This window comes from Neisseria sp. P0006.S004 (genome assembly GCF_051963015.1).
Taxonomy (GTDB): Bacteria; Pseudomonadota; Gammaproteobacteria; order Burkholderiales; family Neisseriaceae; genus Neisseria.
Genome location: NZ_JBQCUS010000001.1, coordinates 525921 through 549291 on the forward strand (window position 1 = coordinate 525921; position 23371 = coordinate 549291).

Below are 23371 nucleotides of genomic sequence, written 5' to 3' on the forward strand. Positions count from 1 at the left end.
TAATTAGTAAATAAAATGAATAATTTATACGAAATTCATAATTTTGTACGCTTTATCGAATACTTCACTTTCAATACCTTCTTTTGGAGAGTCGGCATGAAATTTCAAACCAAACTGATTGCAACCTGTATTTTATTGGCTTCATCATCTTATTCATTGGCAGAAAATGCTGATGGCGGACGTGATGCGGCGGCTTTGGCCACCACCAACGATTATGTCAATTCCGGCAGCATCATTCGCAAAGATGACGATAAAATCAGCATTTTCAATGATTTGTTGACTGTAAATGGTGGCTTGCGCGTACGTGCGGATACCAAAGACATCAATGCCAACAACAGCGGTATCAATCCGACGCCTGAAGACACCAATGCCAACTTCAATGCGGAGTTTTGGTTACGCACGAAACTGTACAAAGATTGGAAGTTGGTTGCCCAAATCGAGCCGAATATTGATTTGGAAACTGGTAAGTTCAACGGCGATCATGATGTGCCGGTGAATAAACTGTATGCCGAAGGTACTTTGTACAACAACATTAAAGCGCGTGTCGGTAAATTTGGCGCGTTCTCTTCATACGGCCGCGTATGGGATACCGAAGTTACCGGCGGCGAAATCTTCTTTGACAATAAAACCCTGCCTACCAAAATCTATGCGGGCCGCCGTACTGGCAATCTGAACGACAACACATGGGGCATTGGTGGCCGTCGCAGACATTTTGCCGCAGTTCAAAGCGTGTTGCCTGTAAATGAGAATATCAACGTCGGCGCAACCGTCAGCTACATGAAAGACATCGATGTACGCGGTGCGAAGAAAAATGCAGTCTTCGGAGAAATCGGTACGGACATCAAGTTTAATGACGATTGGCATTGGATGGCTGCAGTCAGCAAGTCCAATATCAAAGCCTATAATGATGCCGGCCAAAAAATCAAAAATGATGGCGTGTTCACTGAAGTGCGCTATAAATCAGCCGACTGGAACGTCCGCAATTCTTACGACGTATTCTTGAACTACCGCCGTGTCGGTTCGTTGTCCGGTGTCTCTTCCGTTGAGGATTACAGCAAAAACGTCCAAGGCGTGCAAATCGGTGCGACCTATATTCCTTGGAAAAACTGGAAACTCAAAGGCTTCTATTTAGCCGGCAAACAGGTTACGCCTACTGTTGGCACGGATAAGCAGGACGTAAACGTTATTCGTGGTCAGTTAGAATATAAATTTTAATCATCACAAATAAAAAAACAGGCAGGATGTCCTGCCTGTTTTTGGTTTTCAGACGGCATGGATATAGGGCCGTCTGAAATAATGGATTCAACGCTTACCAGCTATCGCGCTTCATACGGTCAAGCTGACGGCGGTCGCGTTTGGTCGGGCGTCCGTCCGGATAAGCAGCACTGATGCGGCTGGCTTGGTCGAGCTGTTTTTGAGCTTCGCGTTCGGCAGCCGTTTTCATGTCTTCTTCGTAGAGTAAACGCGCTTCCGGTGCCGGTCGGCGTTGATGATTGAGCGCGGCAACTTTGAATTTATAGGGCAGGGAGTTCAAAGTCATGTCGATGGTGTCGCCGGCAGAAATATTTTTGCTGTTTTTCACCTTTGAGCCGTTTACCAAAACCCTGCCCAGCTCAATATGTTTTTGTGCCAGCGCGCGGGTCTTGAAAAAGCGCGCGGCCCACAGCCATTTGTCCAAGCGCATGGACGAATTGTCATGATCGTTTTTCATAGCCTGTTTGAAATGATTGAACTGAATTGAAGTTTATCATAAGATACGGCACTTCATTCGTTTAGTGCAGATATACTATTTCTTTGTTAAAGGCCGTCTGAAAGATTTTTTATTGCAAAAGATGGCAGTTTCCCTTTGAGAAATGCTGTCAAATACGCCTGATTAGCGTATCATGTCAGCAACCGTTACCGAGAGCTTTGTTTTATGAAACCCGTTTTTTTGGACTTCGAACAACCCATCGCCGAATTAACCAATAAAATCGACGAGTTGCGATTCGTACAAGACGAATCTGCCGTTGATATTTCCGACGAGATTGCCAGACTGCAAAAGAAAAGCAGTGAGTTGACCAAGTCGATTTTCAGCAAGCTGACTCCGGCTCAAATTTCACAAGTGTCCCGCCATCCGCAACGTCCTTATACTTTGGACTATATCAACGGTATTTTTACCGATTTTGAAGAATTGCACGGCGACCGCCATTATTCTGACGATCATGCCATTGTCGGCGGTTTGGCGCGTTTCAACGGCCAAAGCGTGATGGTTATTGGTCATCAAAAAGGCCGCGATACCAAAGAAAAAATCCGCCGCAATTTCGGTATGCCGCGTCCTGAGGGTTACCGTAAAGCACTGCGCTTGATGCAGACTGCCGAAAAATTCAATATTCCGGTCATGACCTTTGTCGATACCCCGGGCGCGTATCCGGGCATTGGTGCGGAAGAACGCGGCCAGTCTGAAGCCATCGGCCGTAATTTGTACGAACTGACCCGCCTGCATGTGCCGGTATTGTGCACCATCATTGGCGAAGGCGGCTCGGGTGGCGCTTTGGCAGTGGCTGTCGGCGACTACGTCAATATGCTGCAATACTCGACTTATTCGGTGATTTCTCCCGAAGGTTGCGCCTCTATTCTTTGGAAAACTGCTGAAAAAGCAGCAGATGCCGCGCAAGCATTGGGTATTACCGCCAAACGCTTGCAAGAGTTGGATGTCATCGATAAAGTAATTGATGAGCCTTTAGGTGGCGCACACCGTGATTTTGAAACTACGATGAAAAACGTCAAAACCGTTTTGGAACAGCAATTAAGCGAAGCGCAAAGCATGACTATGCCTGACTTGCTTTCTCGCCGTTTCGACCGCATCATGGCTTACGGTAAATTTACCGATAAATAAGTTTGACTGTTGAAGAAGCAAGCAGATGCCGTCGCTGCTTGCTTTTTTTGTGTTCTATTTTTGAGTAATTCACAATTTCAGGCCGTCTGAAATGTCGCCAGTATCCCCTGATTCCCTATTTAAAAGTTTTCAAGCAGCTTTTCCTGATTTGCCGAGCCACACTGTTTTTGAAGTTGGCTTGAGTGGCGGATTGGATTCTGTCGTCCTGCTGCATCTTTTGCATCGGATGCGCGAATTTCGCTATTTTGATTTGCGTGCCGTCCATGTTCATCATGGTTTAAGTACCAATGCCGACAGTTGGGCTAAATTTTGTCAGGATTATTGTCAGCGTCTGAATGTTGCCTTGCGGGTGTGCCGTGTCAATGTGGAAAAACAAGGAAAAGGTTTGGAAGCGGCGGCTAGGGCTGCACGATATCAGGCATTTTCAGACGGCCTGAAGAAAATTATTGTTTTGGCCCATCATCACAATGATCAAATCGAAACATTTATGCTGTCGGCTGTACGCGGGGGTGGATTGCGCGGTATGGCGGCCATGCCGGTATGGCGTGATTTAAATGAGGAGATTCAAATCTGGCGACCGCTTTTGGCATTTTCCCGTCAGGAACTGGCTGAGTATGCGCAACAATGGGGATTATCTTTTGTTGAAGACGAAAGTAATGAAGACTCCGGCTATTTACGCAATTGGATGAGAAATCAGGCTTTGCCGCAATGGCAGCAGCGTATTCCGAATTTTGAGCAGCAAATTTGTGCCAATGTTCGATTATTGCAGGAAGATTTGCAGCTTTTAGATGAATTGATTGAGTCTGAATACCAGCGCATCAGTCCAAACGGAATATTCAGCATCAGCCTGTGGAGGCAATGTACGCCGCTTTTGCGTCGTCGACTGCTTTGGTATTTTTTGCGAAAGCAAACGGAATCATTGCCTTCTTATCACAGTATTGCCGATTTTGCCCGGGTGTTGGAAACTGCTGATCAGGCGAAGTTGAATTTGCCAGACGGAAAACTGGTCGCATATCGGGACAAGCTGTTTGTTTGTCAGGAAAGTGAGTTTCAAAAACTGCCTTGGTGTAATGGCAGGGAAGTTCAAGGCCGTCTGAAAGATATTTTGCTCGAAAATGGTTTTGTTTTATTACCGTTTAAGGGAGGTTTGTCGGCAGAGGAGTTGGAGAAGCCAGCGGTACTTAGAAGTGTGGCCAAAAGTGATGTGATTCAGTCGGGACAGAGGGAAAAATCAGTCGAAAAACTATTGCAAGAGTGTCATATTGTGCCACTCGTCCGTAAATATTGGCCGATTATCCTAAGTATGGGCAACAAGTGCCTTGCTGTTGTTAATCTTCGGGTGGGAAGCGATGTTCAAATAGGGGAAGGCTATCTGCCTGTTCATGAAAAGTTGGTCAAATATATAGCAGAAAAGCAAAGAGACTAACTGTAAATTTAGTAAGTATTAGTAATTTAACTACATTGTGCTAAGTGTATATATAATAAGCAATACAGCTTATGTTAGAGCATCTGCACGAATAAACTTTTGCGATTAAATGTAATCTTGTGGAACTATTTCAAAGCGATGCTGTCTTTATTGTGCACAGCACGCTTTACTATTTTTTGGTTTAAAGCAGTAAAACGATTAAAGGTTGGGTATGAACGATCGCCAAATAGATCAAGTTTTGGTGGAGCGCGCGCAGAAAGGTGACCATAAGGCATTCGAGATGCTGATGTCCAAGTATCAGCGTCGGCTAAACAGACTGATTTCCCGTTTTATTCAGGATGAGCATGAAGTGCACGATGTAACCCAAGAGGCAATGATTAGGGCTTATCGTGCGCTGGTTAATTTTCGAGGTGAGAGTGCATTTTATACATGGCTGTACCGTATCGGTATCAATACGGCAAAGAATTTCCTGACCACTTCGGGTCGTCAGTTTTTTGTCAGCTCGGAAGCAGCCAATGAGGAAGGAGATGTTCTTGATTTAACCGATCAGATTGCGGATTACCATACGCCGGAAGCTGAAATGATGAATCGGGAAATCTTGCAGACCGTCGAAGCAAGCATTGCGCAACTGCCAGACGATATGCGTCAAGCCATTACGCTTAGGGAAATGGACGGCTTGTCTTACGAAGAAATAGCTCGGGTAGTGGATTGTCCGATAGGTACTGTACGTTCGCGTATTTTCAGAGCGCGTGAACTGATTGCAAAAGATTTGCGGCCGCTGTTGGATACTTCTGAAGATCAAAGGTGGTAATAAAAATGAACGAAAAAACAAATAAAGCATTGGAGTATGTGTCTGCATTGATGGACGGTGAAGCATTGACTGATGAGATGCTGGATGCCGTATTGGCAGACGAGGAAGCTATGCGCGCTTGGCATGAGTACCACATTATCGGCGACTGTATCCGTCAGGGCGCGGCGGTGAAGGTGGCTGATGAAAGCATGCAAAGCAAAGCATTTACAGTGCCTCAAGCCGAAGCTGAAGGCAAACAGGAAAAATATGCTCAGCGTGAAGCGGCCAATAGCGGCTTCTTCAAATTCTTTGCAGCCGCTGCAAGCGTATATGCGATTGCTGTTGCAGTATGGCAATTTACACCGCAAACTTCTCGTGACGCTATGCCAGTTGCAGAGAAGTCTAATGTTCAGCCTGCACAAAATATCATTCCGGTAAGCGGTACGCCTGTTGATAAAGCAGCTTCCGAGCCTGGTGAGACTGTTGTGCCGAATGCGGCGAAAGACGGCAAACTTGAAAACCGTCCTACTGTCCGCACCGAGCAAAAAAATGAGCAGCAGACTGTTGTGCAGTAAAAAATGAAATCATGTAAAACCCTTGCTTTATTGCAAGGGTTTTTTATTTCCGAAGCAAAACCGTCAGGCCGTCTGAAAGCATAGCTTCAACGAAGTCAAAACAGTTATAATGCACTCCATGAAACTGATTACCTCTGCTCAAAACGAACAGCTCAAACATTTATTCCGTCTGCTGACGCAGGCCAAAGCAAGGCGCGAAAGCGGTGAAACCGTATTAGAAGGCGTACATCTGCTGCAAACTTATTTGCAAAGCGGCGGTACGCCCAAACAGGTTTACCTGCCTGAAAAGAAACAGCAGCATCCAGAAATTCAAGAAATTACGGCGCAGTTGGATGAGGGATTGATTACTTGGGTCGGTAACGAAGCACTGTCTAAAATCACCAGTCTGACCGATGCCGATGATGTGATGACTTGGATTGATATTCCGCAGCAGGCAGGTTTACCTTCAGACGGCGATTGCGTGGTATTGGAGCGGGTACAAGACCCCGGCAATGCAGGGACGATTTTGCGTAGCGCGGCGGCAGCCGGAGTCAGGCAAATTGTGTGTAGCAATGATTCCGTGGATATCTGGTCGCCCAAAGTGTTGCGAGCGGGGATGGGTGCACATTTTCTGCTGTCTATTTTCAGCCGAGTGGAATTATCCGCTTGGATGGAAACGTATCAGCATCAAATTTGGGCAACTGCCTTGGGTGGTCGCAATATCGGTTTGTATGAGATGGACCTCAGTCAACCTTGCGCTTGGGTGTTTGGCAACGAAGGTAGCGGCGTGAGCGAACCGACAAAAGAGAAGGCTGATGCTTGTGTCAAAATTCCCATGTTGGGGCAAACCGAATCCTTGAATGTCGCGATGGCGGCGACGGTTTGTCTGTTTGAACAAATGCGGCAGCGTATCCATGCCCAGGCCGTCTGAAAACAATAATACGATTTTATTTTAAGGAACAAAAATGCAAATACTGACTTTTGATGAAGCGGCACGCAGCCGATTGATGGAATTGTTGGATGCCAAATCCGAAGCCCACAACACCATGCGTTGTGATGAAGTGCAGGGTTTCATGATGGCTTTATTGAGCGGTCCGGACGCTTTGAATCCGACCAATTGGCTGCCTGAGATTTTGGGTGAAGAATCTTTGTTTGATGCCAAAGAGCGCACCGAAATCGAGCGTTTGGTCATGGCAATGGCCGCCGATATGCGCATGAAGCTCAACGAGAAAATCCTGCCTGATTTGTGGTTTTATGAAGATGAAGCCGGCAATCCGGATTTTTACACTTGGTGTAACGCCTATCTTTATGCACTGGATATTGTGCCTACCGATTGGTTTGAAGCAGTCGATCAGGAAGAGTTTGAGGATTTGTTCTATCCGATTATGGCTTTGGGCGGCATCTATGATGATGAGGAAAACGGCGAAGTCATCTTGCATCTCAATGAAAAAGAGCTGACCCAGCTGGAATCTGATTTGCCGCATGTCCTGCTTGATATTTACTGGTACTGGCAGGCCATCATCAATAAGCCACAAACCGTCCGCCGCGAAGGCGAAAAAGTGGGGCGCAACGATCCTTGCCTGTGTGGCAGCGGTAAAAAATACAAAGCCTGCTGCGGCAAATAAGAAAAATAAATAGTGAAATGAAAAGGCCGTCTGAATGCTTGAAATTCAGACGGCCTTTAATGTTTTGTCTTAGAACAACGAGGCCAACCAAACAAACAGGATGGTCATTGCAATGGTCAAGGCGCAGCCGATTTTGGCCACGGTGCCGATGATAAAGCCGATAAACGTACCGATACCGACTTTGCCTGCCTGCCAAGTGTCTTTGCGTGCGATAAATTCGCCGATGGCCGCTCCGGTCAACGGGCCGAGCAACAAGCCGGGAATAGAGAAGAATGCACCGACGATACCGCCGATAAATGCACCCCAAACTGCGGTTTTGCTTGCGCCGGTATATTTTGCACCCAATGCGCCCGCCACATAGTCCATCGCAGTACCGAATACGGCAACGATGGCCAAAAATGTCAGCGTACCCGAGCCAAACACTTGATAATCGCCGGCATAACCCAACAGCCATGCCCCACCAAACATCAAACCCAATCCGGGTAAGGCAGGGTAAATAGTGCCTAAAATGCCGACAACAATGGCGATCAAGCCGAGAACGATGAGAACAGCAGCCATGAGGTTCCTTTTGAATTTAAGAGTGTAATAACGGCAGTATTATGGGCACGTTTTGTTATATTTTCATGAGAGATTGTGCAATAAAATGAAAAATTATCCGGAGGAGCGCCCAATTAAAATCGATGGATAAATATCTGAACGAATTATTGTGAATCATGCTCTGAATGATTGAATAAATTTCTATTCAAATATAAAAGCAGGCCTACCAATACGGCCAAGTACACTGCAACCCAATACGCATTAGTATAACCAATAGCCTTTGCCAGCTGCAGGGCGGCGAAACCGGCCGCGTAACTGCCGAGCAGAACCACGGAAAATTGCAGGCTGCTGTCGAGTGCGGCGGTGGCACGGTTGGATTTGTCCATCACCAACGCCAGTATCACCGGCAGCAGCAGCGTGTAGCTCAGGCTCAGGGCGATGATTTGCGCGGGCGGCAGCCAAGGATGGACACGTGCGAGCGTATCGATGGCGGTCATGGACGCCAAAAGCGGCAGTTGCAGCGCGTAGAGCAGGAAAACGAGTTTGTGGCGCGGATAATTGCGCGAAAACCAGCCCGACAGCGGTGTAACGATCAGGCAGGCAACAGGAATGCCCACCGCCAGAATTCCGCCCGTCTGTTTCGGAGTGAAGCCCAAATCCGCCAGTTTGGGTACAAAAGTTGCCGCCATAAACGCATAAGGTGCGGCAACGGCAAACAGCAAAACCAGCCACCGCCAGCCTGTTTCAGGTTGCTGCCAAAAAGAAACTAGCCGTGCTGCCAACGCCGTCCAACTGCCTTGCGCAGTCGGACTTTCCGGCTCGCGGTAGTACAAGAGTTGCAGCAGCATCAGCAGGCTGAACGCCAGCATCAAGCCGGATGCCGCCGTCTGTCCGTATTCCTGATACAGCCACAATACCAGTGCGCCGCCGATCATCTTGCCGCCGCGCGCCGCCATCGTCTGAATCACGCCGCCGAAACCGCGTTCGCGGTGCGGCAGGACGATGCACGACAAACCCAGCATCGCGCAGCCGTACACCGCCGACATCGCCGAGAGCAGTATGCAGCAGGTCAAAAGCAGCGCGAAGTTCTGCGTTATGTCGGTACAGGCCATCAACCCGAACACTGCTGAAAGCCCCAGCGTCGCCGCCAGCAGCCAGCCGCGAAACCGCCCGAACCGCCCCGCCGGCCGCCGCTCCATCAGTGCGGCAAACAATACCTTCGCCGCTTCGATACCGCCGATTAAATGTATCCAGCTCAGTTGGTTCAGGCTGTAACCGTGATTTTTCAAAATAGCGATCAGCGCGACCAGATAAAAACCGTTTAGCGTAAATTTGTAAGTGCAGCCGCCGATAAGCAGCAGCCAGTCGCGTGAGTTTTGGGGAGTCTGATTGTCGGACATCACATGATTCTTTTGAAGATGAGGCAAATAAAGGGACAAGGTCGTCTGAACATATTGGGTGGCAATACTTGATTTGTATTTAAATAGGTTTAGTATCTTTTCAGACGGCCTTCAACGCTTCTTCTGCGCGAAGCAGGGCGGTTGTTTCATCTGCTTCGACGATGTAGTTCACGCCCAGCGCGGGGCCGAGTTTGGACGATTGTTCGCGGAAGAACGCCAGTTGCGCTGCGTCGGGTTCGATAAGGAGCATGGCGGCGCAGCGTTCGGACAGTTGCGGCCGATGTGCCTTTATCCATTCGATGTAAGTTTTGCGGTCGGCAATGCGCTGTTCATCGCTCACCTGCCGCCGCATCGGGGTGCAGACGGTGGCGAAGCGGGGGTTTTGGTTTAACAGGGTTTCGAATTCGGCCAGCCAGTCGGCGAAGTCGGCGACGTGGGTCAGGTCGGTCAGGTAGATGGTGCCTTCGGGCAGGGTTTTGGCGGGGGTGAAGTAGTGCATGGGATTCCTTTGGGTGTTTTGGAGGAATAAACGGTAGGTCGGGCATAAATGTCCGACCTATGTTTTTTCAGACGGCCTCCATCATTTCAGCTTCATTTAAAACTTCCATTCTGCGCTCACGCCTACGCTTCTGGGGCGTTGGTAGAGCGCGTCTTGGCGGTCGGCGCTGGAAATGAATATGGGTTGGCGGCGGTTGAACACGTTGTCGGCGTAGAGCGAGACGCGGCCTTGTTTGAAGTTGTAGGCGGTGTAGAGGTTGACTTGGTTGTATGCGCTGATTTTGCCTGATTCGGCATTGTCGGCAGCGGAGTAGTAGCCGCCGTAGAAGCGCACGTCGCCGCCGGCTTCCCAGCCTTTGTCGTTCAGGTATTTCACGCCGATGTTGGCGGTGTATTTGGGCGCGCGGCCGAGTTTGTTGCCTTCGATGCCGCTGTCGGGATAGCTTTTGATTTTGGTGTTGAGCAGCCCAAGTCCGGTGGTGAGTTTCAGGCTGTCGGTCGCCTGCCAGTCGGCGGCGAGTTCCGCGCCGTAGGTATGGACTTTTTTGGCGTTGCGGATGACGACGGAGTTGGTGCCGAGATAGAAGGGGAGCTGCATGTCGCGGTAGTGGTTCAGGAACAGGTTGCCGGAGAGTTGCAGGCGGCGGTCTGCGCTGCGCCAGCGAGTGTACCACTCGTAGTTGTTCACATATTCGGGTTCATAAGTGTAGGTTACGACAGGGCGGCCGAAGGTGATGCCCGCACCGCCGGGGTTGTAGCCGCGTGCGGCTTTGATGCCGCTGACCCATTGGTCGGTGGGTTTGAAGGCGATATCGATTTTGGGCAGGAACACGGTCTGGCCTTTGTCTAAATCAAGGTGCAGTGCGCCGCTGCCGCCGCTTCGTTTGTGCGTTTCTTTTTCAATGCGGGCGGCGGCCGTGATGTTCCATTTTTCGCTGGGGCTGTATGTGGTTTCGGCAAACAGGGCGTGCACGCTGTTGCGGTCGTCAAAGGTGTTGCGGCCGCCGATGCTACGGATATCTACCCATTCGTCTTGTTTGCTGCGGAAGTAGTGCAGCCCGGCAAGGCCTTTCAGACGGCCTTTGTTTGAAAAATGCAATACTGGCTCCCATTGCAGTTCGCGGCCTTTTAGTTCGGCGGGCACGCCTTGCGGGCTGACGGTCATCGGCAGGTGCAGCCGCTCGTTGTGGTAGCGGCCGTAAACCAGTTTGTTTTCCAGTTTCAGATAGTCGTTAAGCTGCCACGATACGTCCCAGATGCCCGATGTTGAGCCGGTTACGAACACGGGCTTTTCTTTTAAAAAACGGCCGCTGGCGGTGTTGCCCATGATTTCGTTTTGCGGCGCGCGCGAACGGATATGGTTCAGCGTCAGGCGGCTGTAAAAATCGGGATGGTTTTCGGGCGTGAGCAGGAGTTTGAAGCGCACGTTGGTATTTTCCACGCGGCGCGGGTTGCCGGTCGGCTCATAGGACACGAACGGCTCGTAGCTTTCGCGCTGCTGCCGTTCCGCGCTCAAGCGGAAGGCAAGGTTGTTTTTCACAATCGGACCAGACACTACGCCGGCGATGTTGCGCGTTTTCTGGTTGCCCAAACCCAAGCGCAGCGCGCCCTCCCATTCGTTGGTCGGGTCTTTGGAGCGCATCACCACTGCGCCCACCACTGCGTTCTGCCCGCGCACATGGCTTTGCGGCCCGCGCAAGACTTCCACCTGCTGCATATCCCACAGCGACTGCGTGCCGAAGGCGAATTCATTGTAAGTGGCGGAGCGGCCGTCTATGGACAGGTTCAGGCGCGGCCGCGTGCCCGCAAAAAACGCCACCGCACCGACGGCAGGACCAGAGCCATCCACGCCGCGCACGGTCGGTAAATCGTTGCCGCTGCCCAAGTCCACCGTGTTCACAGTCTGTTTGAGCAGGTCGGTTGCGGAAAGATTGTGGCCGCTGCGGTCGATGTTCGGCGTGGAGAAAACGCGGTTGGACGTGGCGGTTTCAAAGCCGCTGCGGTTGGTGCGTTCGCCGGTGACGACGACTTCTTCCAACTGCACTTGTTCCGCATCGGCGGCATAAATCCATTCGGAGGCGAAAGCGGCGGCAATCAATAGGGGGAGGCGGCGGAGGGTGTGTTGCTGCATTTCCTTATCCTTTCAGACGGCATACGTCGGGGTGGATTGAACATCAGGTAATCCAACCGCTCCATCAGTATGCAAATATTTGTTGTTTACACATTTACATAAAACAAACTATTAATGTAAAGTATAAGAAACAAAAAACAGGAATGCAAGTGTTTATCATTCACTTTGTTTCCCCTCTTATCGTGAATTGTCCAAAAAAATTCCTCTCCTATTTTTGGGAGAAGGTTGGAGGAGGCAGATTCTGTAACCTTTATGAATTTGGCCTGCTAAGCATCCGACAGCCCCCTGTCCGCAGGGCGGAGCGGAGGGACAAGGAAAGAGGCCGTCTGAAACGCCGCCGTATTGCCATTGCCGCCGTGGGGAAATATGATGAGTATCCGACTTGCGGATAACTTTAGTGAAAACCCTTTATGAACAAAATCAAAATCTTCTTACCGTCATGACCGCCAGCAAACAACAAACCATCGCCGACACCGCCCGCCGCTTATTCCGCGAACATGGCTTTTCCGCCGTATCCGTAGGTAGCATCTGCGCCGAGGCCGCCGTCAGCCGTGTTACTTTTTACAAATATTACAGCGGCAAAAACGCGCTCTTGCAGGAAATCGTTACCGAACAGAAAAACCGCGTCCGTGCCGAATTTGAGGCGCTGCTTGCACGGCAATGCAACCTGCGCGAAGCCGCCGAAGCCGTGTTTGCCCTACAAAAGCAATCGTTTGAAGAACTCTATTCCGCCGCCTTCCTGCGTGACATCGAAGAAAACACCGATTTGGAGCTGGAGCGGTTTTTCCACGAATTGAACGAAGAAAAATACGCCTTTATGCGCGGCTTCTTCCACACCCTACAACAACGCCGCCTGATTCAGCCCGATTTGCCGGTGGAACTCATCGATCTGTTCATCCGTCAGGCGGATATATTGATGCGCCATCCGCAACTGACCGCGCTTTATGACGCCGCGCCGCAAAAGTTGCCGCAAGACGTATTAGGATTGCTGCTGCACGGTTTGTCAGGGAAAGAATAGATAAAAAAGAATAGAAAAATTTTAAATATGAATATTCAGACGGCCTTTCGGTAAATAGCTACCGAAAGGCCGTCTGAAACTTAAATGGAATTATAAACCGCAGGTTTTAGGTTTGTTTGCCAGAATATTGATGACTTTGCGTTCGGCTTTTTGCGGCTCGATTTTGATTTCGCTTTCGTCTTCTTCGCTGCCGTCGGAGAAACGTTCCGGCATTTTTTCGCTATCAAACGCCAAGTCGCCGCCGTGTTTCAGGCTTTGACCGCGTTCTAAGCCAACAAAGTCGAAAAGCTCGGTATCGGCCAAATGTGATGGAACGACGTTTTGCAGCGCGGAGAACATAGACTCGATACGGCCGGGAAAGCGTTTGTCCCAATCGCGCAACATATCGCCGATGACTTGGCGTTGCAGGTTGGGCTGAGAGCCGCAGAGGTTGCATGGAATAATCGGGAATTGCTTCAGTTCGGCGTATTTGATCAAGTCCTTCTCTTTGACATACGCCAGAGGACGGATGACGATGTGTTCGCCGTTGTCGCTTACCAGTTTGGGCGGCATGGCTTTGAGTTTGCCGCCGTAGAACATATTCAGGAACATGGTGGCAAGGATGTCGTCGCGGTGGTGTCCCAAGGCGATTTTGGTGCAGCCCAATTCTTTTGCGGTGCGGTAGAGGATGCCGCGGCGCAGGCGGCTGCACAGCGAACAAGTCGTTTTGCCTTCGTCCAACACGCGTTTGACGGTGGAGTAGGTGTCTTCTTCAACGATTTTGTAGGGAACGCCGATGCTTTCGAGATAGGTCGGCAATACCTCTTCAGGGAAACCCGGCTGCTTTTGGTCGAGATTGACGGCGACCAGTTCGAAATCAATCGGCGCGCTGGCTTGAAGCTGGCGCAGAATGTCTAGGAGGGCGTAGCTGTCTTTGCCGCCGGAGAGGCAGACCATGATTTTGTCGCCCGGCTCGATCATGTTGAAATCGTTAATGGCATCGCCGACGGCGTGGCGCAGGCGTTTGCTGAGTTTGTTGTTTTCTAATTCTTGCTTGGTTTTTTTGGACATGGCTGTTTGTGCTTTGAAATAATAGAAAAATTTAAGGGCGGTATTGTACCGCAAAAGAATAAAGGCCGTCTGAAAAACTGCGCTTACTTGGTTGAAGCTGCATTTTCAGACGGCCTGATATTTGTGCTTTATTTGATTTGAAGGGCGGTAATTTTGATTTCAACCTTCCAGTCGGGCGAAGCCAGTTTCGCCTCCACGCAGGCGCGGGCCGGAGCGCGCTCGGGGGCTGTCCATGCGTCCCAGGCTTCGTTCATGGCGGCGTAGTCGTTCATATCGGGCAGATAGATGGTAGCCTCCAAAATATGGGCTTTGTCGGATTGGCATTGTGCGAGCCATGAATCGATTTGCGCCAAAACATTTTCAGTTTGCGCTTTGGCATCGGCTTCAGGATTTTCGGGAACCATGCCGGAGAGGAAAACCAAGCCGTTGGCTACGACGGCTTCCGAATAGCGTTTGCTTGCACCAAGATAGCGGATGTCCATGTTGTCTCCTGATTTCAAAAAGAAGGTATGGTAACATTGCGACTGTTTACGTTCCATATTTAAGAGGGGCCGTCTGAAAAAGGTGGCGGAAAACAACCATGAGTAAAGCAGAATATCCGGTTACGCAGGCAGTGCGCTTTTTACGCAGTAAGAAAATTGATTTTGTCCCCTATGTTTATGCGTATGAAGAACATGGCGGTACGGCGCGTTTTGCCGAGTGCACGGGCAAGCCCGAGCATCAGGTCATCAAAACGATTGTTTTGCAGGATGAGCATAAAAAAGGCTTGGTTGTTTTAATGCATGGCGACAAACATATTTCCACCCGTAATCTGGCGCGTGAACTGGGCTTGAAACACATCGAGCCGGCAACGGCGGAACAGGCGTCGAAATGGACGGGCTATTTGGTCGGCGGTACATCGCCATTCGGTATGAAAACTGCGTTGCCGGTTTATGTGGAAGAAAGCATTTGGGCTTTGGACGAGATTTTTATCAATGGCGGAAAACGTGGGTTTATCGTGGGTATAAAGCCTGAAAACCTGCGGACGCTCAATCCGCAAGATGTTCATGTTGCAGTAGATTCATAAAGGACTGGAAAACAGATGGAACAAGTAAATTTATACGAAGTTTTGGGCGTGTCTCAGGATGCAGATATTAACGTTATCCGCGAGGCTTATGGCAAATTGGTGGCCAATCCGGATATTCAGAAAGATGCGGAGCGGTTTAAAGTCATCGGACAGGCGTTTGAAGTATTGTCTCATCCGGAAAAACGTTTGGCTTATGATGCGGCTATGCAGTACGAGCGTCAGGAAGCCAATACCGACAACTTCACTAATATGGCGACAAATGTGGTCAATACGCCCAACTCTGACGTGAAAAACTATGTTTTTATCGCTTATGTTACATACGCTGTGGGCTTATTGATTTTGTTTACCCCCGTTGTCGGTGTGATTATGGCGTATGTTAAACGCGATGAGGCTCAAGGTAGCATTTACGCCAGCCATATAGATTATTTGATTAAGACATTTTGGGTATCTTTAGTGGGTACGGTTTTGGGAACTTTTACTACACTTATCTTAATTGGTTGGTTGATTCTGTTGGTAACTGCCATTTGGTTTATTTACCGTGTAGTCATCGGACTGATTAAACTGAATGAAGATAAGCCCGTCTCCACTCAAGGATGGTTCTAAAGCATGGCATATTTATTGGCAAGTATCGTTTGCAGCGTGTTGGTGTCTGTATTGCTGAAAGTGGCGCGCAAGCAAAAAATCAATATCGAGCAGGCGGTGGCGGTGAATTACATCGTTGCCGTCACTTTGACCATGCTGGTGTTAAAACCCGATTTGAGCAATCCGCAGGTATTTTTGCCGACTTGGTGGCTTTTTGCGGCCTTGGGCATCTTGCTGCCAACCGTGTTTGTCATTATGGGCAAGTCCGTAGATGCGGCAGGTATCGTCAAATCGGATGCGGCGCAACGCTTATCGCTGTTTCTGCCGATTGTCGCTTCATTCACGCTTTTTCATGAGCAGTTGACCGAAGGCCGTCTGATTGGTTTGGTATTGGCATTTACGGCACTGTTTTTCTTGCTTTGGAAAAGCGATGGTGGCAAGAAATCCGGCGGCTTCAGCACGCAAGTAATGCTGCTTTTGGGCGTTTGGTGCGGCTACGGCGTCATTGATATTTTGTTCAAACAAGTGGCGAAAAGCGGTACCGCGTTTGCCGGTAATTTGCTGGTGGCATTTTGTTTAGCCGGTATCTTAATGTTTGGCTACCTGTTTGCCAAAGGAAGCAAATGGACCAAAGAGGGCATAGTGGGCGGTATGATTTTGGGCTGTCTGAACTTTTTGAATATTGTTACCTACATTTCTGCACACCAAATCATGAAGGATAATCCGACCTTGGTCTTTGCCGGTATGAATATTGGCGTGATTGTTTTGGGTACGCTGATTGGTGCAGCAATATTTAAGGAAAAAATCAGCAGCATTAATGCAGCCGGTATCAGCATTGCTATTTGCTCGATAGCCTGTCTGTTTTACTGGCCGCAGATTCGCAGCTTGGTAGGTTAAAAAATACTTATGCCGTCTGAAAATTTTCAGACGGCCTTATTTTTATTATAAAATAGCCATTCATGCGCCGATTTGGCCGTATGGGAATTATTTTGCGCTTACGGGCGTTTCTATGTTAAACAATAAGTTGAACTCACACAATAATATCGATAGTTACATCATGAAACATATTCAAAAACACATTCAATGCGCCGTTCTTGGCATGCTGGTATTGTCCGGCTGTCAATCGTATCAGGAAGATCAAAGCCGCCGCAGTAAAATGGCTCAATTCGCGCTTAACCATCCCGTGGCCGCCCAAGTTATCGGGATGGAAGACGAAGGCTTAATCAATATGACCAGTAATGCCACACGCTTTGCCGAGCGTACAGGTTTGGACGACAAAGCAAACGGCGACAGCAGGGGAACACAGGTCAATGCCGTACGCCAAGCATTATGGCAGGCAGCGATTGCTTCTAAATTCGACAGCATTATTGCCGAAAAAGCAGGTAATGCGCGTCTGACGGATATGGAGTTGCGAGAAGGTAAAGACGACTACTTCAGCCGCTACCTTGCCGACCAGGCAGTCGATCAACGTAACAACCGTATCGGCCGCAGTATCGGCAGTGCCAAACCCGATAGCGATATGAAGACGCTGGCGGCAAGCATTTTATTCTACTACAACAAAGTAGGCTTATGGACGGCTTCCGAAGTGAACAACCGTTGGCGCATCAAACAGGAAAAACTTTCAGACGGCCAGTATGCCGAGGCATTGAAAAATATCGCCAAATTGGATCAAAACGGCATGACCGAACAGGAACGTAATAGTTATAAAACCGGTACGCTCAGCGAAATCAAACGTTCGGTCAAAGCCATACGTCAAGTCGAAGACTGATTTTAAGACTTCATTATTGAAAGGCAATTGTTATGAATTTCCCTCCGCGTTATGTCTCAAACACCCGTATGCGCCGTATGCGTAAAGACGATTTTTCACGTCGTCTGATGCGCGAGCATACTTTGACGGCAAATGATTTAATCTATCCGGTTTTTGTATTGGAAGGCCAGAGTCAGGAAGAGGCAGTCCCATCCATGCCGGGCGTCAAACGCCAAAGTTTGGACAAATTGTTGTTTACGGCTGAAGAAGCACTGAAGCTCGGCATTCCTATGCTGGCTTTGTTTCCCGTAGTAACGCAAAACAAAACCGAGTTTGCGGAGGAAGCTTATAATCCTGAAGGCTTGGTGCCGACAGTAGTACGAACCTTGCGCGAGAAATTCCCAGAGCTGGGTATCATGACCGACGTTGCCTTGGATCCCTACACCATTCACGGCCAAGACGGTTTAACCGATGAAAATGGCTATGTCCTGAACGATGAAACCATTGAAGTTTTGGTAAAACAGGCTTTGTGCCATGCCGATGCAGGCGCACAAGTCATTGCCCCGTCAGACATGATGGACGGACGTATCCTTGCCATCCGCGAAGCTTTGGAAGATGCCGGACATATCCATACGCGCATCATGGCGTATTCGGCAAAATATGCTTCAGCGTTCTACGGCCCGTTCCGCGACGCCGTCGGTAGCTCCGGCAATTTGGGTAAGGCAGACAAGAAAACCTATCAAATGGATCCTGCAAACACTAACGAAGCCTTGCACGAAGTAGCATTGGATATTCAAGAGGGTGCAGATATGGTAATGGTAAAACCGGGTCTGCCGTATCTGGATGTCGTCCGCCGAGTCAAAGACGAGTTCGGCGTACCGACTTATGCTTACCAAGTTTCCGGCGAATATGCCATGCTTCAGGCAGCCATTCAAAACGGTTGGCTGGATGGCGAAAAAACCATTTTGGAAAGCTTGTTGGCATTCAAACGCGCTGGTGCCGATGGCATTTTGACTTACTATGCGATTGAAGCGGCAAAATTATTGAAGAAGTAAAATAAAGAAATAAATTAAAAAGCGGCAAACAGTGTTTATCCTGTTTTGCCGCTTTTTTGTATTACTTAAGATTGGTTCAATAGAGCCTAGCTAAGGTTTATTTTTTGAAAATCTAAAAATTTTGTATAGTAAGTTATGACCAAATAAAGGCCGTCTGAAAAAAACAGTTTTCTGATTTTTCAGAAGACCTTATATGATTTAAACCTTAGTGGTGGCTGCAACCGCCGTGGGTTTCACGTAATGCTTCGGCTGCTTGTTCGTCTGCATGGTAGCTGGAGCGAACCATTGCGCCGATGGCGGCATTGGTAAAGCCCAATTCGTATGCTTCTTTTTCAAAAATTTTGAATTGGTCAGGCGTTACATAGCGCAAGACGGGCAGGTGGCCGTCTGAAGGTTGCAGATATTGGCCGATGGTAATCATCTCGATATTGTTGGCACGCATATCGCGCATGATTTCGCGCACGTCCTCGTCTGTTTCGCCCAAGCCGACCATGATGCCGGATTTGGTCGGGATATGGGGCATCATTTCTTTGTAGCGGCGTAGAAGCTCGAGGGAGTGTTGGTAGTTGGCACCCGGACGGGCTTTTTTATACAGGCTTGGATGGGTTTCCAAGTTGTGGTTCATTACGTCAGGCGGTGTTTCTGCCAAAATTTCCAGTGCGATGTCCAGACGTCCGCGGAAATCGGGAACAAGAATTTCGATTTTGGTATTCGGGCTGGTTTCGCGGATGGCTTTGATGCAGTCGGCGAAGTGTTGGGCGCCGCCATCACGCAGGTCGTCACGGTCGACGGAAGTGATTACGACATAGCGCAGGTTCATGGATTTGACGGATTCGGCCAAGTGTTTAGGCTCGTCAGGATCCAACATATTGGGGCGGCCATGGCCAACGTCGCAGAACGGGCAGCGGCGGGTACAAATATCGCCCATGATCATGAATGTGGCCGTACCCTTGGTAAAGCATTCGCTGATATTTGGACAAGATGCTTCTTCGCACACGGTATGCATTTTTTGTTCGCGAAGAATATTTTTGATTTCAAAAAATTTCTTGCCCGGTAATTTGGCGCGGATCCATTCGGGCTTTTTCAATTTTTGTTCCAATGGAACAACTTTAATCGGAATGCGTGCAGTTTTGTCTGCGCCTTTCAGTTTGATGCCGCGTTTGGGGTCGTTTTTTACTTCTTCACTCATGGTGATGTGTTCTTTCTGTCGTTATAAAGGCCGTCTGAAAAGCTGATTGCGGCCTTTATGGCCTAAGGGCTTGTGGGTTCAGAGGGGCAGTTAAAAGATGGCGTTGGGGTCGAATATTTTCAGACGGCCTTATGCTAGCTCTTTTTGTAAATGCTCGGTCAGTTTGTCTGAAACTTCTACCAAACTAGGTGCCGGAGAGACATAGTCGGCAATTTGGGTCATTTCCATACCGGCATAACCGCAGGGGTTGATATGGGTAAACGGACTTAAATCCATGTTTACATTGAGAGCCAAGCCGTGGTAAACGGAGCCGTCTTTGATACGCAGGCCCAGGGAAGCGATTTTACGCTCGCCGACATAAACGCCGGGGCGTTTGGGATCGGCTGCTGCTTCGATGCCGTATTCTGCCAAGGTGGCGATAATGCTGTTTTCAAGTGCGGAAACGATATGGCGGACGCTGGTTTTACGGCGTTTGAAATTGATCATCGTATAGACGACCAATTGACCTGGGCCGTGATAGGTAATTTGACCTCCTCTGTCAATTTGGACAACGGGAATATCGTCGCGGATGAGGAGGTGTTCGGGTTTTCCGGCCAAGCCTTGGGTAAATACGGGCGGATGTTCGACCACCCATAATTCGTCTTCGGTGTTTTCGTCACGCGAGGCATTAAATGCCTTCATGGCTTCGAAAGTCGGCAGGTAATCGACCAAGCCTTTGTGCACGATTTTCATTACAGCACCACTTTAACCAATTCGTGTGAAGTCAGGTCGCGGTAGATATTGTCGAGCTGCTCTTGGTTATCGACATTTACTTTGACGGTTGCGCTGGTGTAGTTGCCTTTGCTGCTTGGGCGCGTAGTAATGTGGTGCGGCTCGGTGTCGGGAGCGTGTTTACGCACGGTTTCCAAGATGGCGGATTCAAATTCGGGATGAACTGCGCCCATGACTTTTACAGGAAAGGTGCAAGGGAATTCAATCAGTGATTTTTTTTCGGTTGAGTCTGTCATGGTTTACTACCTTGTTTGGTTAGCCAGGGCCGTCTGAAAAGTTTTCAGACGGCCCGAAATCCGATATATTTTATCGTAAACGTCCATATCGGGCTATTAAAAATGATGTTTTCGAAAATAGGTACGGATAAGCTGTTTTCAAGTCTTGAAATGGAGCGCTTCAGCCCAATTTTGAGCTACATTCTGATTTAACAATGATTGAGATTATTAACTATGCCGACAAAAGACAAATATTTTGAGGAATACAGTGCGCTGGCTACCTTGCCTTTGCGTGATGTCGTGGTGTATCCGCATATGGTATTGCCGCTGTTCGTCGGTCGTCCTAAATCGATTGCGGCCCTTGAGGCGGCAATGGCTAATGATGATCCGGTTTTCCTGTTGGCCCAGCTTGACCCTAATACAGAAGACCCTAGAGCCGAAGATTTGCATCAAACTGGTACGGTTGCCCAAGTTTTGCAGGTTTTGAAGCTGCCTGACGGCACCGTTAAAGTGTTGGTAGAAGGTATCCGTCGTGCGCGTGCGTTGACGGTTGATGAAACAGGCGGATTGTTTTTGTCTCATGTTGAGGCGATTGATGAGAATAGCGACAAGGACAATCCCGAAATTGAGGCTTTGCGCCGTACTCTGCTGACTCAATTTGAGCAATATGCGAAGTTGAACAAAAAAATCCCTGCCGAAGTCATCAGTACCATCAGCAGCATCGATGACAACAGCCGTCTTGCCGATACGATTGCCGCGCATTTGCAGCTGAAATTGGAGCAGCGTCAATATGTGCTGGAGACTGCCGGCATTGTTGAGCGTTTGGAATTTCTGCTGGCTCAGTTGGAAGCCGAACTCGACATCATGCAGGTCGAGAAACGCATCCGTGGCCGTGTAAAACGTCAAATGGAAAAATCCCAACGTGAGTATTACTTGAATGAGCAAGTAAAAGCGATTCAGAAAGAGTTGGGCGAAGAAGACGAACGCGGCGAACTGGATGCATTGGAAGCAAAAATCAAAGAAGCAGGCATGAGCAAAGAGGCTGAAGAAAAATGTCTGTCTGAATTGAAAAAACTGAAAATGATGCCGCCGATGTCTGCGGAATCTACTGTCGTGCGCAACTATATCGATACTTTGCTTGAGCTGCCGTGGAAGAAAAAATCCCGTGTCAGCAAAGATATTGCCAAAGCTGATTTGATTTTGAATGCCGACCACTATGGTTTGGAAAAAGTCAAAGAACGTATTTTGGAATATTTGGCTGTTCAAAAACGTATGGACAAGCTCAAAGGCCCGATTTTGTGTTTGGTTGGTCCTCCGGGGGTAGGTAAAACTTCCTTGGGTGAGTCGATTGCCAAAGCCACAGGTCGCCAATATGTGCGTATGGCGTTGGGCGGCGTGCGTGATGAAAGCGAAATCCGCGGCCACCGCCGTACCTATATCGGCTCTATGCCGGGCAAAATCCTGCAAAACATGGCGAAAGCAGGTGTGAAAAATCCATTGTTCCTGCTTGATGAAATCGACAAGATGGGCAGCGATTTCCGCGGCGATCCGGCCAGTGCATTGCTTGAGGTGCTGGATCCTGAGCAAAACAACAAGTTTGCCGACCACTATGCCGAAGTCGATTATGATTTGAGCGATGTGATGTTTATTGCCACTTCAAACAGCTTGAATATCCCGACTCCGTTGCTTGACCGTATGGAAATTATCCGTCTGTCCGGTTATACGGAAGATGAAAAAATCAATATCGCCATGCAATACCTTGTGCCGAAACAAATGAAGCGCAATGGTGTGAAAGAGGGCGAGTTGGTGGTTGATGAAAGTGCGGTGCGCGATATTATCCGTTACTACACCCGCGAGGCCGGTGTCCGTTCGTTGGATCGCGAAATTGCCAAAATCTGCCGTAAAGTGGTGATGCAGGTTACTTTGAATGAGGACAAGAAAAAAGCGTCCAAATCCAAAACAGTAAGCAAGGCCAAGCCTAAAGCGATTAAAGTTACTGAGAAAAATCTGCATGACTATTTAGGCGTGCGCCGTTTCGACTATGGTGTGGCCGAAAGCGAAAACCGCATCGGTCAGGTAACCGGTTTGGCTTGGACCGAAGTCGGTGGCGAGTTATTGACCGTAGAGGCAGTTGCCTTGCCGGGCAAAGGTACGATTCAATGTACCGGCCAACTGGGCGATGTCATGAAAGAATCGGTATCGGCCGCATGGTCGGTTGTCCGTTCCCGTGCTGAATCAGTGGGTTTGGCTCCTGATTTTTACGAGAAGAAAGACATTCACGTCCATGTGCCTGAAGGTGCGACGCCCAAAGACGGTCCGAGCGCAGGTATCGCCATGACTTTGGCGATGGTTTCTGCCTTCACCAAAATTCCGGTGCGTGCGGACGTGGCGATGACCGGCGAAATCACTTTGCGTGGCGAAGTCTTGCCGATCGGCGGTTTGAAGGAAAAACTGCTGGCTGCTTTGCGTGGCGGGATCAAGCATGTATTGATTCCAAAAGACAACGTCAAAGATTTGGAAGAAATCCCTGAAAATGTCAAAACCGGTCTGACCATTCATCCGGTCAAATGGATTGATGAAGTGTTGGCTTTGGGCTTGGAAACTCAGCCTGAGCAATGGGCGGCTGAATTGGCGGTTGCCGATACCCCGCAAACTTCTAAGGCGAAGTCAAGAACAAAAGCAACCAAGCATTAAGTTGGCCGTCTGATGTTGCAAAAAATGTGGTTTTGCCCTGAATGCCACAAAAATAGGGCAATTCCACATCTTTTACTTGACATGATAATTTCAGAATTGCTATAAAGTGCGTATGTGCTTTAAAAGTGCTTAAGCCCCGAGTATTCGG

At 48.9% G+C, this 23371-nt stretch carries 24 protein-coding genes; 14 read left to right on the forward strand and 10 right to left on the reverse strand.

The window, feature by feature from the left end:
• Positions 1 to 15 precede the first annotated feature (15 nt).
• Positions 16 to 1215 carry a hypothetical protein gene (locus ACTHR2_RS02525; RefSeq protein WP_440375313.1) on the forward strand — a complete coding sequence of 400 codons (1200 nt, stop codon included), beginning with the start codon at positions 16 to 18 and terminating at the stop codon, positions 1213 to 1215.
• 94 nt (positions 1216 to 1309) lie between these two features.
• Here ACTHR2_RS02525 and ACTHR2_RS02530 read toward each other — a convergent pair whose 3' ends face one another.
• The gene (locus tag ACTHR2_RS02530) at positions 1310 to 1711 is read right to left on the reverse strand and encodes an RNA-binding S4 domain-containing protein (protein ID WP_003679090.1); all 402 of its coding nucleotides are present in this window, start codon (positions 1709 to 1711) and stop codon (positions 1310 to 1312) included.
• Positions 1712 to 1915: 204 nt separating this feature from the next.
• Between ACTHR2_RS02530 and ACTHR2_RS02535 the strand changes: the two genes are divergently transcribed.
• From ACTHR2_RS02535 to ACTHR2_RS02560, 6 genes are all read left to right on the forward strand, one after another.
• Positions 1916 to 2875: an acetyl-CoA carboxylase carboxyltransferase subunit alpha gene (locus tag ACTHR2_RS02535; RefSeq protein ID WP_049333774.1), complete on the forward strand. Its 960-nt coding sequence runs from the start codon at positions 1916 to 1918 to the stop codon at positions 2873 to 2875.
• 190 nt (positions 2876 to 3065) lie between these two features.
• Positions 3066 to 4301, forward strand: a complete 1236-nt coding sequence (tilS, locus tag ACTHR2_RS02540) for a tRNA lysidine(34) synthetase TilS (protein WP_440375314.1) — start codon at positions 3066 to 3068, stop codon at positions 4299 to 4301.
• 211 nt (positions 4302 to 4512) lie between these two features.
• Entirely contained in the window at positions 4513 to 5112 is a 600-nt protein-coding gene (gene rpoE, locus ACTHR2_RS02545; RefSeq protein ID WP_004519728.1) for an RNA polymerase sigma factor RpoE, read from the forward strand.
• Positions 5113 to 5117: 5 nt separating this feature from the next.
• Positions 5118 to 5666: a sigma-E factor negative regulatory protein gene (locus ACTHR2_RS02550; RefSeq protein ID WP_440375315.1), complete on the forward strand. Its 549-nt coding sequence runs from the start codon at positions 5118 to 5120 to the stop codon at positions 5664 to 5666.
• Between the two features lie 118 nt (positions 5667 to 5784).
• Positions 5785 to 6576, forward strand: coding sequence for a TrmH family RNA methyltransferase (locus ACTHR2_RS02555; RefSeq protein WP_188209743.1), 792 nt, complete (start codon positions 5785 to 5787; stop codon positions 6574 to 6576).
• Between the two features lie 34 nt (positions 6577 to 6610).
• Positions 6611 to 7270, forward strand: a complete 660-nt coding sequence (locus tag ACTHR2_RS02560) for a YecA family protein (RefSeq protein WP_188209742.1) — start codon at positions 6611 to 6613, stop codon at positions 7268 to 7270.
• Between the two features lie 69 nt (positions 7271 to 7339).
• On the opposite strand, the gene ACTHR2_RS02565 is transcribed toward ACTHR2_RS02560, so the two are convergent.
• From ACTHR2_RS02565 to ACTHR2_RS02580, 4 genes are all read right to left on the reverse strand, one after another.
• A complete protein-coding gene (locus ACTHR2_RS02565) occupies positions 7340 to 7828 on the reverse strand; it encodes a DUF456 domain-containing protein (RefSeq protein ID WP_188209741.1) in 489 nt (162 codons plus the stop codon).
• 143 nt (positions 7829 to 7971) lie between these two features.
• A complete protein-coding gene (locus ACTHR2_RS02570) occupies positions 7972 to 9207 on the reverse strand; it encodes an MFS transporter (RefSeq protein WP_440375316.1) in 1236 nt (411 codons plus the stop codon).
• A 100-nt stretch (positions 9208 to 9307) separates the two neighbouring features.
• Complete coding sequence (locus tag ACTHR2_RS02575; protein ID WP_263336020.1) at positions 9308 to 9706, reverse strand: extensin; 399 nt, start codon at positions 9704 to 9706, stop codon at positions 9308 to 9310.
• A 96-nt stretch (positions 9707 to 9802) separates the two neighbouring features.
• Complete coding sequence (locus tag ACTHR2_RS02580) at positions 9803 to 11836, reverse strand: TonB-dependent receptor (RefSeq protein ID WP_263336022.1); 2034 nt, start codon at positions 11834 to 11836, stop codon at positions 9803 to 9805.
• Between the two features lie 397 nt (positions 11837 to 12233).
• On the opposite strand from ACTHR2_RS02580, the gene ACTHR2_RS02585 reads away from it, so the two are divergent.
• Positions 12234 to 12854 (forward strand): TetR/AcrR family transcriptional regulator, encoded by a 621-nt coding sequence (locus ACTHR2_RS02585; RefSeq protein ID WP_263336025.1) that lies wholly within the window; start codon positions 12234 to 12236, stop codon positions 12852 to 12854.
• 90 nt (positions 12855 to 12944) lie between these two features.
• Here the strand turns inward: ACTHR2_RS02585 and ttcA are convergent, their stop codons facing one another.
• Both ttcA and ACTHR2_RS02595 read right to left on the reverse strand, forming a co-directional pair.
• Complete coding sequence (gene ttcA, locus ACTHR2_RS02590) at positions 12945 to 13904, reverse strand: tRNA 2-thiocytidine(32) synthetase TtcA (RefSeq protein WP_004519719.1); 960 nt, start codon at positions 13902 to 13904, stop codon at positions 12945 to 12947.
• 128 nt (positions 13905 to 14032) lie between these two features.
• Complete coding sequence (locus tag ACTHR2_RS02595) at positions 14033 to 14386, reverse strand: RidA family protein (protein ID WP_003683286.1); 354 nt, start codon at positions 14384 to 14386, stop codon at positions 14033 to 14035.
• 98 nt (positions 14387 to 14484) lie between these two features.
• Here ACTHR2_RS02595 and ybaK point away from each other — a divergent pair, with 98 nt between their 5' ends.
• The 5 genes from ybaK to hemB all read left to right on the forward strand — a co-directional run bounded on the left by ybaK (position 14485) and on the right by hemB (position 18354).
• Positions 14485 to 14970: a Cys-tRNA(Pro) deacylase gene (gene ybaK / locus ACTHR2_RS02600; protein ID WP_263336029.1), complete on the forward strand. Its 486-nt coding sequence runs from the start codon at positions 14485 to 14487 to the stop codon at positions 14968 to 14970.
• A 15-nt stretch (positions 14971 to 14985) separates the two neighbouring features.
• A complete protein-coding gene (locus ACTHR2_RS02605) occupies positions 14986 to 15573 on the forward strand; it encodes a DnaJ domain-containing protein (RefSeq protein ID WP_263336033.1) in 588 nt (195 codons plus the stop codon).
• Positions 15574 to 15576: 3 nt separating this feature from the next.
• Positions 15577 to 16449 carry an EamA/RhaT family transporter gene (locus ACTHR2_RS02610; RefSeq protein ID WP_440375317.1) on the forward strand — a complete coding sequence of 291 codons (873 nt, stop codon included), beginning with the start codon at positions 15577 to 15579 and terminating at the stop codon, positions 16447 to 16449.
• 160 nt (positions 16450 to 16609) lie between these two features.
• A complete protein-coding gene (locus ACTHR2_RS02615) occupies positions 16610 to 17320 on the forward strand; it encodes a DUF6973 domain-containing protein (RefSeq protein ID WP_314591664.1) in 711 nt (236 codons plus the stop codon).
• A gap of 32 nt (positions 17321 to 17352) precedes the next feature.
• Positions 17353 to 18354 carry a porphobilinogen synthase gene (hemB, locus tag ACTHR2_RS02620; RefSeq protein WP_440375318.1) on the forward strand — a complete coding sequence of 334 codons (1002 nt, stop codon included), beginning with the start codon at positions 17353 to 17355 and terminating at the stop codon, positions 18352 to 18354.
• Between the two features lie 205 nt (positions 18355 to 18559).
• Here the strand turns inward: hemB and lipA are convergent, their stop codons facing one another.
• From lipA to ACTHR2_RS02635, 3 genes are all read right to left on the reverse strand, one after another.
• Positions 18560 to 19543, reverse strand: coding sequence for a lipoyl synthase (lipA, locus tag ACTHR2_RS02625; protein WP_440375319.1), 984 nt, complete (start codon positions 19541 to 19543; stop codon positions 18560 to 18562).
• 129 nt (positions 19544 to 19672) lie between these two features.
• Complete coding sequence (gene lipB / locus ACTHR2_RS02630) at positions 19673 to 20275, reverse strand: lipoyl(octanoyl) transferase LipB (RefSeq protein ID WP_263336047.1); 603 nt, start codon at positions 20273 to 20275, stop codon at positions 19673 to 19675.
• Complete coding sequence (locus ACTHR2_RS02635; RefSeq protein ID WP_049328369.1) at positions 20275 to 20550, reverse strand: HP0495 family protein; 276 nt, start codon at positions 20548 to 20550, stop codon at positions 20275 to 20277. The genes lipB and ACTHR2_RS02635 overlap by 1 nt, the downstream gene beginning before the upstream one ends.
• 213 nt (positions 20551 to 20763) lie before the next feature.
• Between ACTHR2_RS02635 and lon the strand changes: the two genes are divergently transcribed.
• Positions 20764 to 23223 carry an endopeptidase La gene (gene lon, locus ACTHR2_RS02640; RefSeq protein ID WP_440375320.1) on the forward strand — a complete coding sequence of 820 codons (2460 nt, stop codon included), beginning with the start codon at positions 20764 to 20766 and terminating at the stop codon, positions 23221 to 23223.
• Positions 23224 to 23371: the final 148 nt, after the last annotated feature.

Excerpts from the sequence above, each read along its gene's own strand:
- ACTHR2_RS02550 (WP_440375315.1), top strand. The coding sequence starts at position 5,118 with ATGAACGAAAAAACAAATAAAGCATTGGAGTATGTGTCTGCATTGATG.
- hemB (WP_440375318.1), top strand. The coding sequence starts at position 17,353 with ATGAATTTCCCTCCGCGTTATGTCTCAAACACCCGTATGCGCCGTATG.
- ACTHR2_RS02605 (WP_263336033.1), top strand. The coding sequence starts at position 14,986 with ATGGAACAAGTAAATTTATACGAAGTTTTGGGCGTGTCTCAGGATGCA.
- lipB (WP_263336047.1), bottom strand. The coding sequence starts at position 20,275 with ATGAAAATCGTGCACAAAGGCTTGGTCGATTACCTGCCGACTTTCGAA.
- lipA (WP_440375319.1), bottom strand. The coding sequence starts at position 19,543 with ATGAGTGAAGAAGTAAAAAACGACCCCAAACGCGGCATCAAACTGAAA.
- rpoE (WP_004519728.1), top strand. The coding sequence starts at position 4,513 with ATGAACGATCGCCAAATAGATCAAGTTTTGGTGGAGCGCGCGCAGAAA.
- ACTHR2_RS02555 (WP_188209743.1), top strand. The coding sequence starts at position 5,785 with ATGAAACTGATTACCTCTGCTCAAAACGAACAGCTCAAACATTTATTC.
- ACTHR2_RS02530 (WP_003679090.1), bottom strand. The coding sequence starts at position 1,711 with ATGAAAAACGATCATGACAATTCGTCCATGCGCTTGGACAAATGGCTG.
- lon (WP_440375320.1), top strand. The coding sequence starts at position 20,764 with ATGCCGACAAAAGACAAATATTTTGAGGAATACAGTGCGCTGGCTACC.
- ACTHR2_RS02575 (WP_263336020.1), bottom strand. The coding sequence starts at position 9,706 with ATGCACTACTTCACCCCCGCCAAAACCCTGCCCGAAGGCACCATCTAC.
- ACTHR2_RS02615 (WP_314591664.1), top strand. The coding sequence starts at position 16,610 with ATGAAACATATTCAAAAACACATTCAATGCGCCGTTCTTGGCATGCTG.
- ybaK (WP_263336029.1), top strand. The coding sequence starts at position 14,485 with ATGAGTAAAGCAGAATATCCGGTTACGCAGGCAGTGCGCTTTTTACGC.
- ACTHR2_RS02565 (WP_188209741.1), bottom strand. The coding sequence starts at position 7,828 with ATGGCTGCTGTTCTCATCGTTCTCGGCTTGATCGCCATTGTTGTCGGC.
- ACTHR2_RS02595 (WP_003683286.1), bottom strand. The coding sequence starts at position 14,386 with ATGGACATCCGCTATCTTGGTGCAAGCAAACGCTATTCGGAAGCCGTC.
- ACTHR2_RS02635 (WP_049328369.1), bottom strand. The coding sequence starts at position 20,550 with ATGACAGACTCAACCGAAAAAAAATCACTGATTGAATTCCCTTGCACC.
- ACTHR2_RS02535 (WP_049333774.1), top strand. The coding sequence starts at position 1,916 with ATGAAACCCGTTTTTTTGGACTTCGAACAACCCATCGCCGAATTAACC.
- ACTHR2_RS02610 (WP_440375317.1), top strand. The coding sequence starts at position 15,577 with ATGGCATATTTATTGGCAAGTATCGTTTGCAGCGTGTTGGTGTCTGTA.
- ACTHR2_RS02570 (WP_440375316.1), bottom strand. The coding sequence starts at position 9,207 with ATGTCCGACAATCAGACTCCCCAAAACTCACGCGACTGGCTGCTGCTT.
- ttcA (WP_004519719.1), bottom strand. The coding sequence starts at position 13,904 with ATGTCCAAAAAAACCAAGCAAGAATTAGAAAACAACAAACTCAGCAAA.
- ACTHR2_RS02580 (WP_263336022.1), bottom strand. The coding sequence starts at position 11,836 with ATGCAGCAACACACCCTCCGCCGCCTCCCCCTATTGATTGCCGCCGCT.
- ACTHR2_RS02560 (WP_188209742.1), top strand. The coding sequence starts at position 6,611 with ATGCAAATACTGACTTTTGATGAAGCGGCACGCAGCCGATTGATGGAA.
- ACTHR2_RS02525 (WP_440375313.1), top strand. The coding sequence starts at position 16 with ATGAATAATTTATACGAAATTCATAATTTTGTACGCTTTATCGAATAC.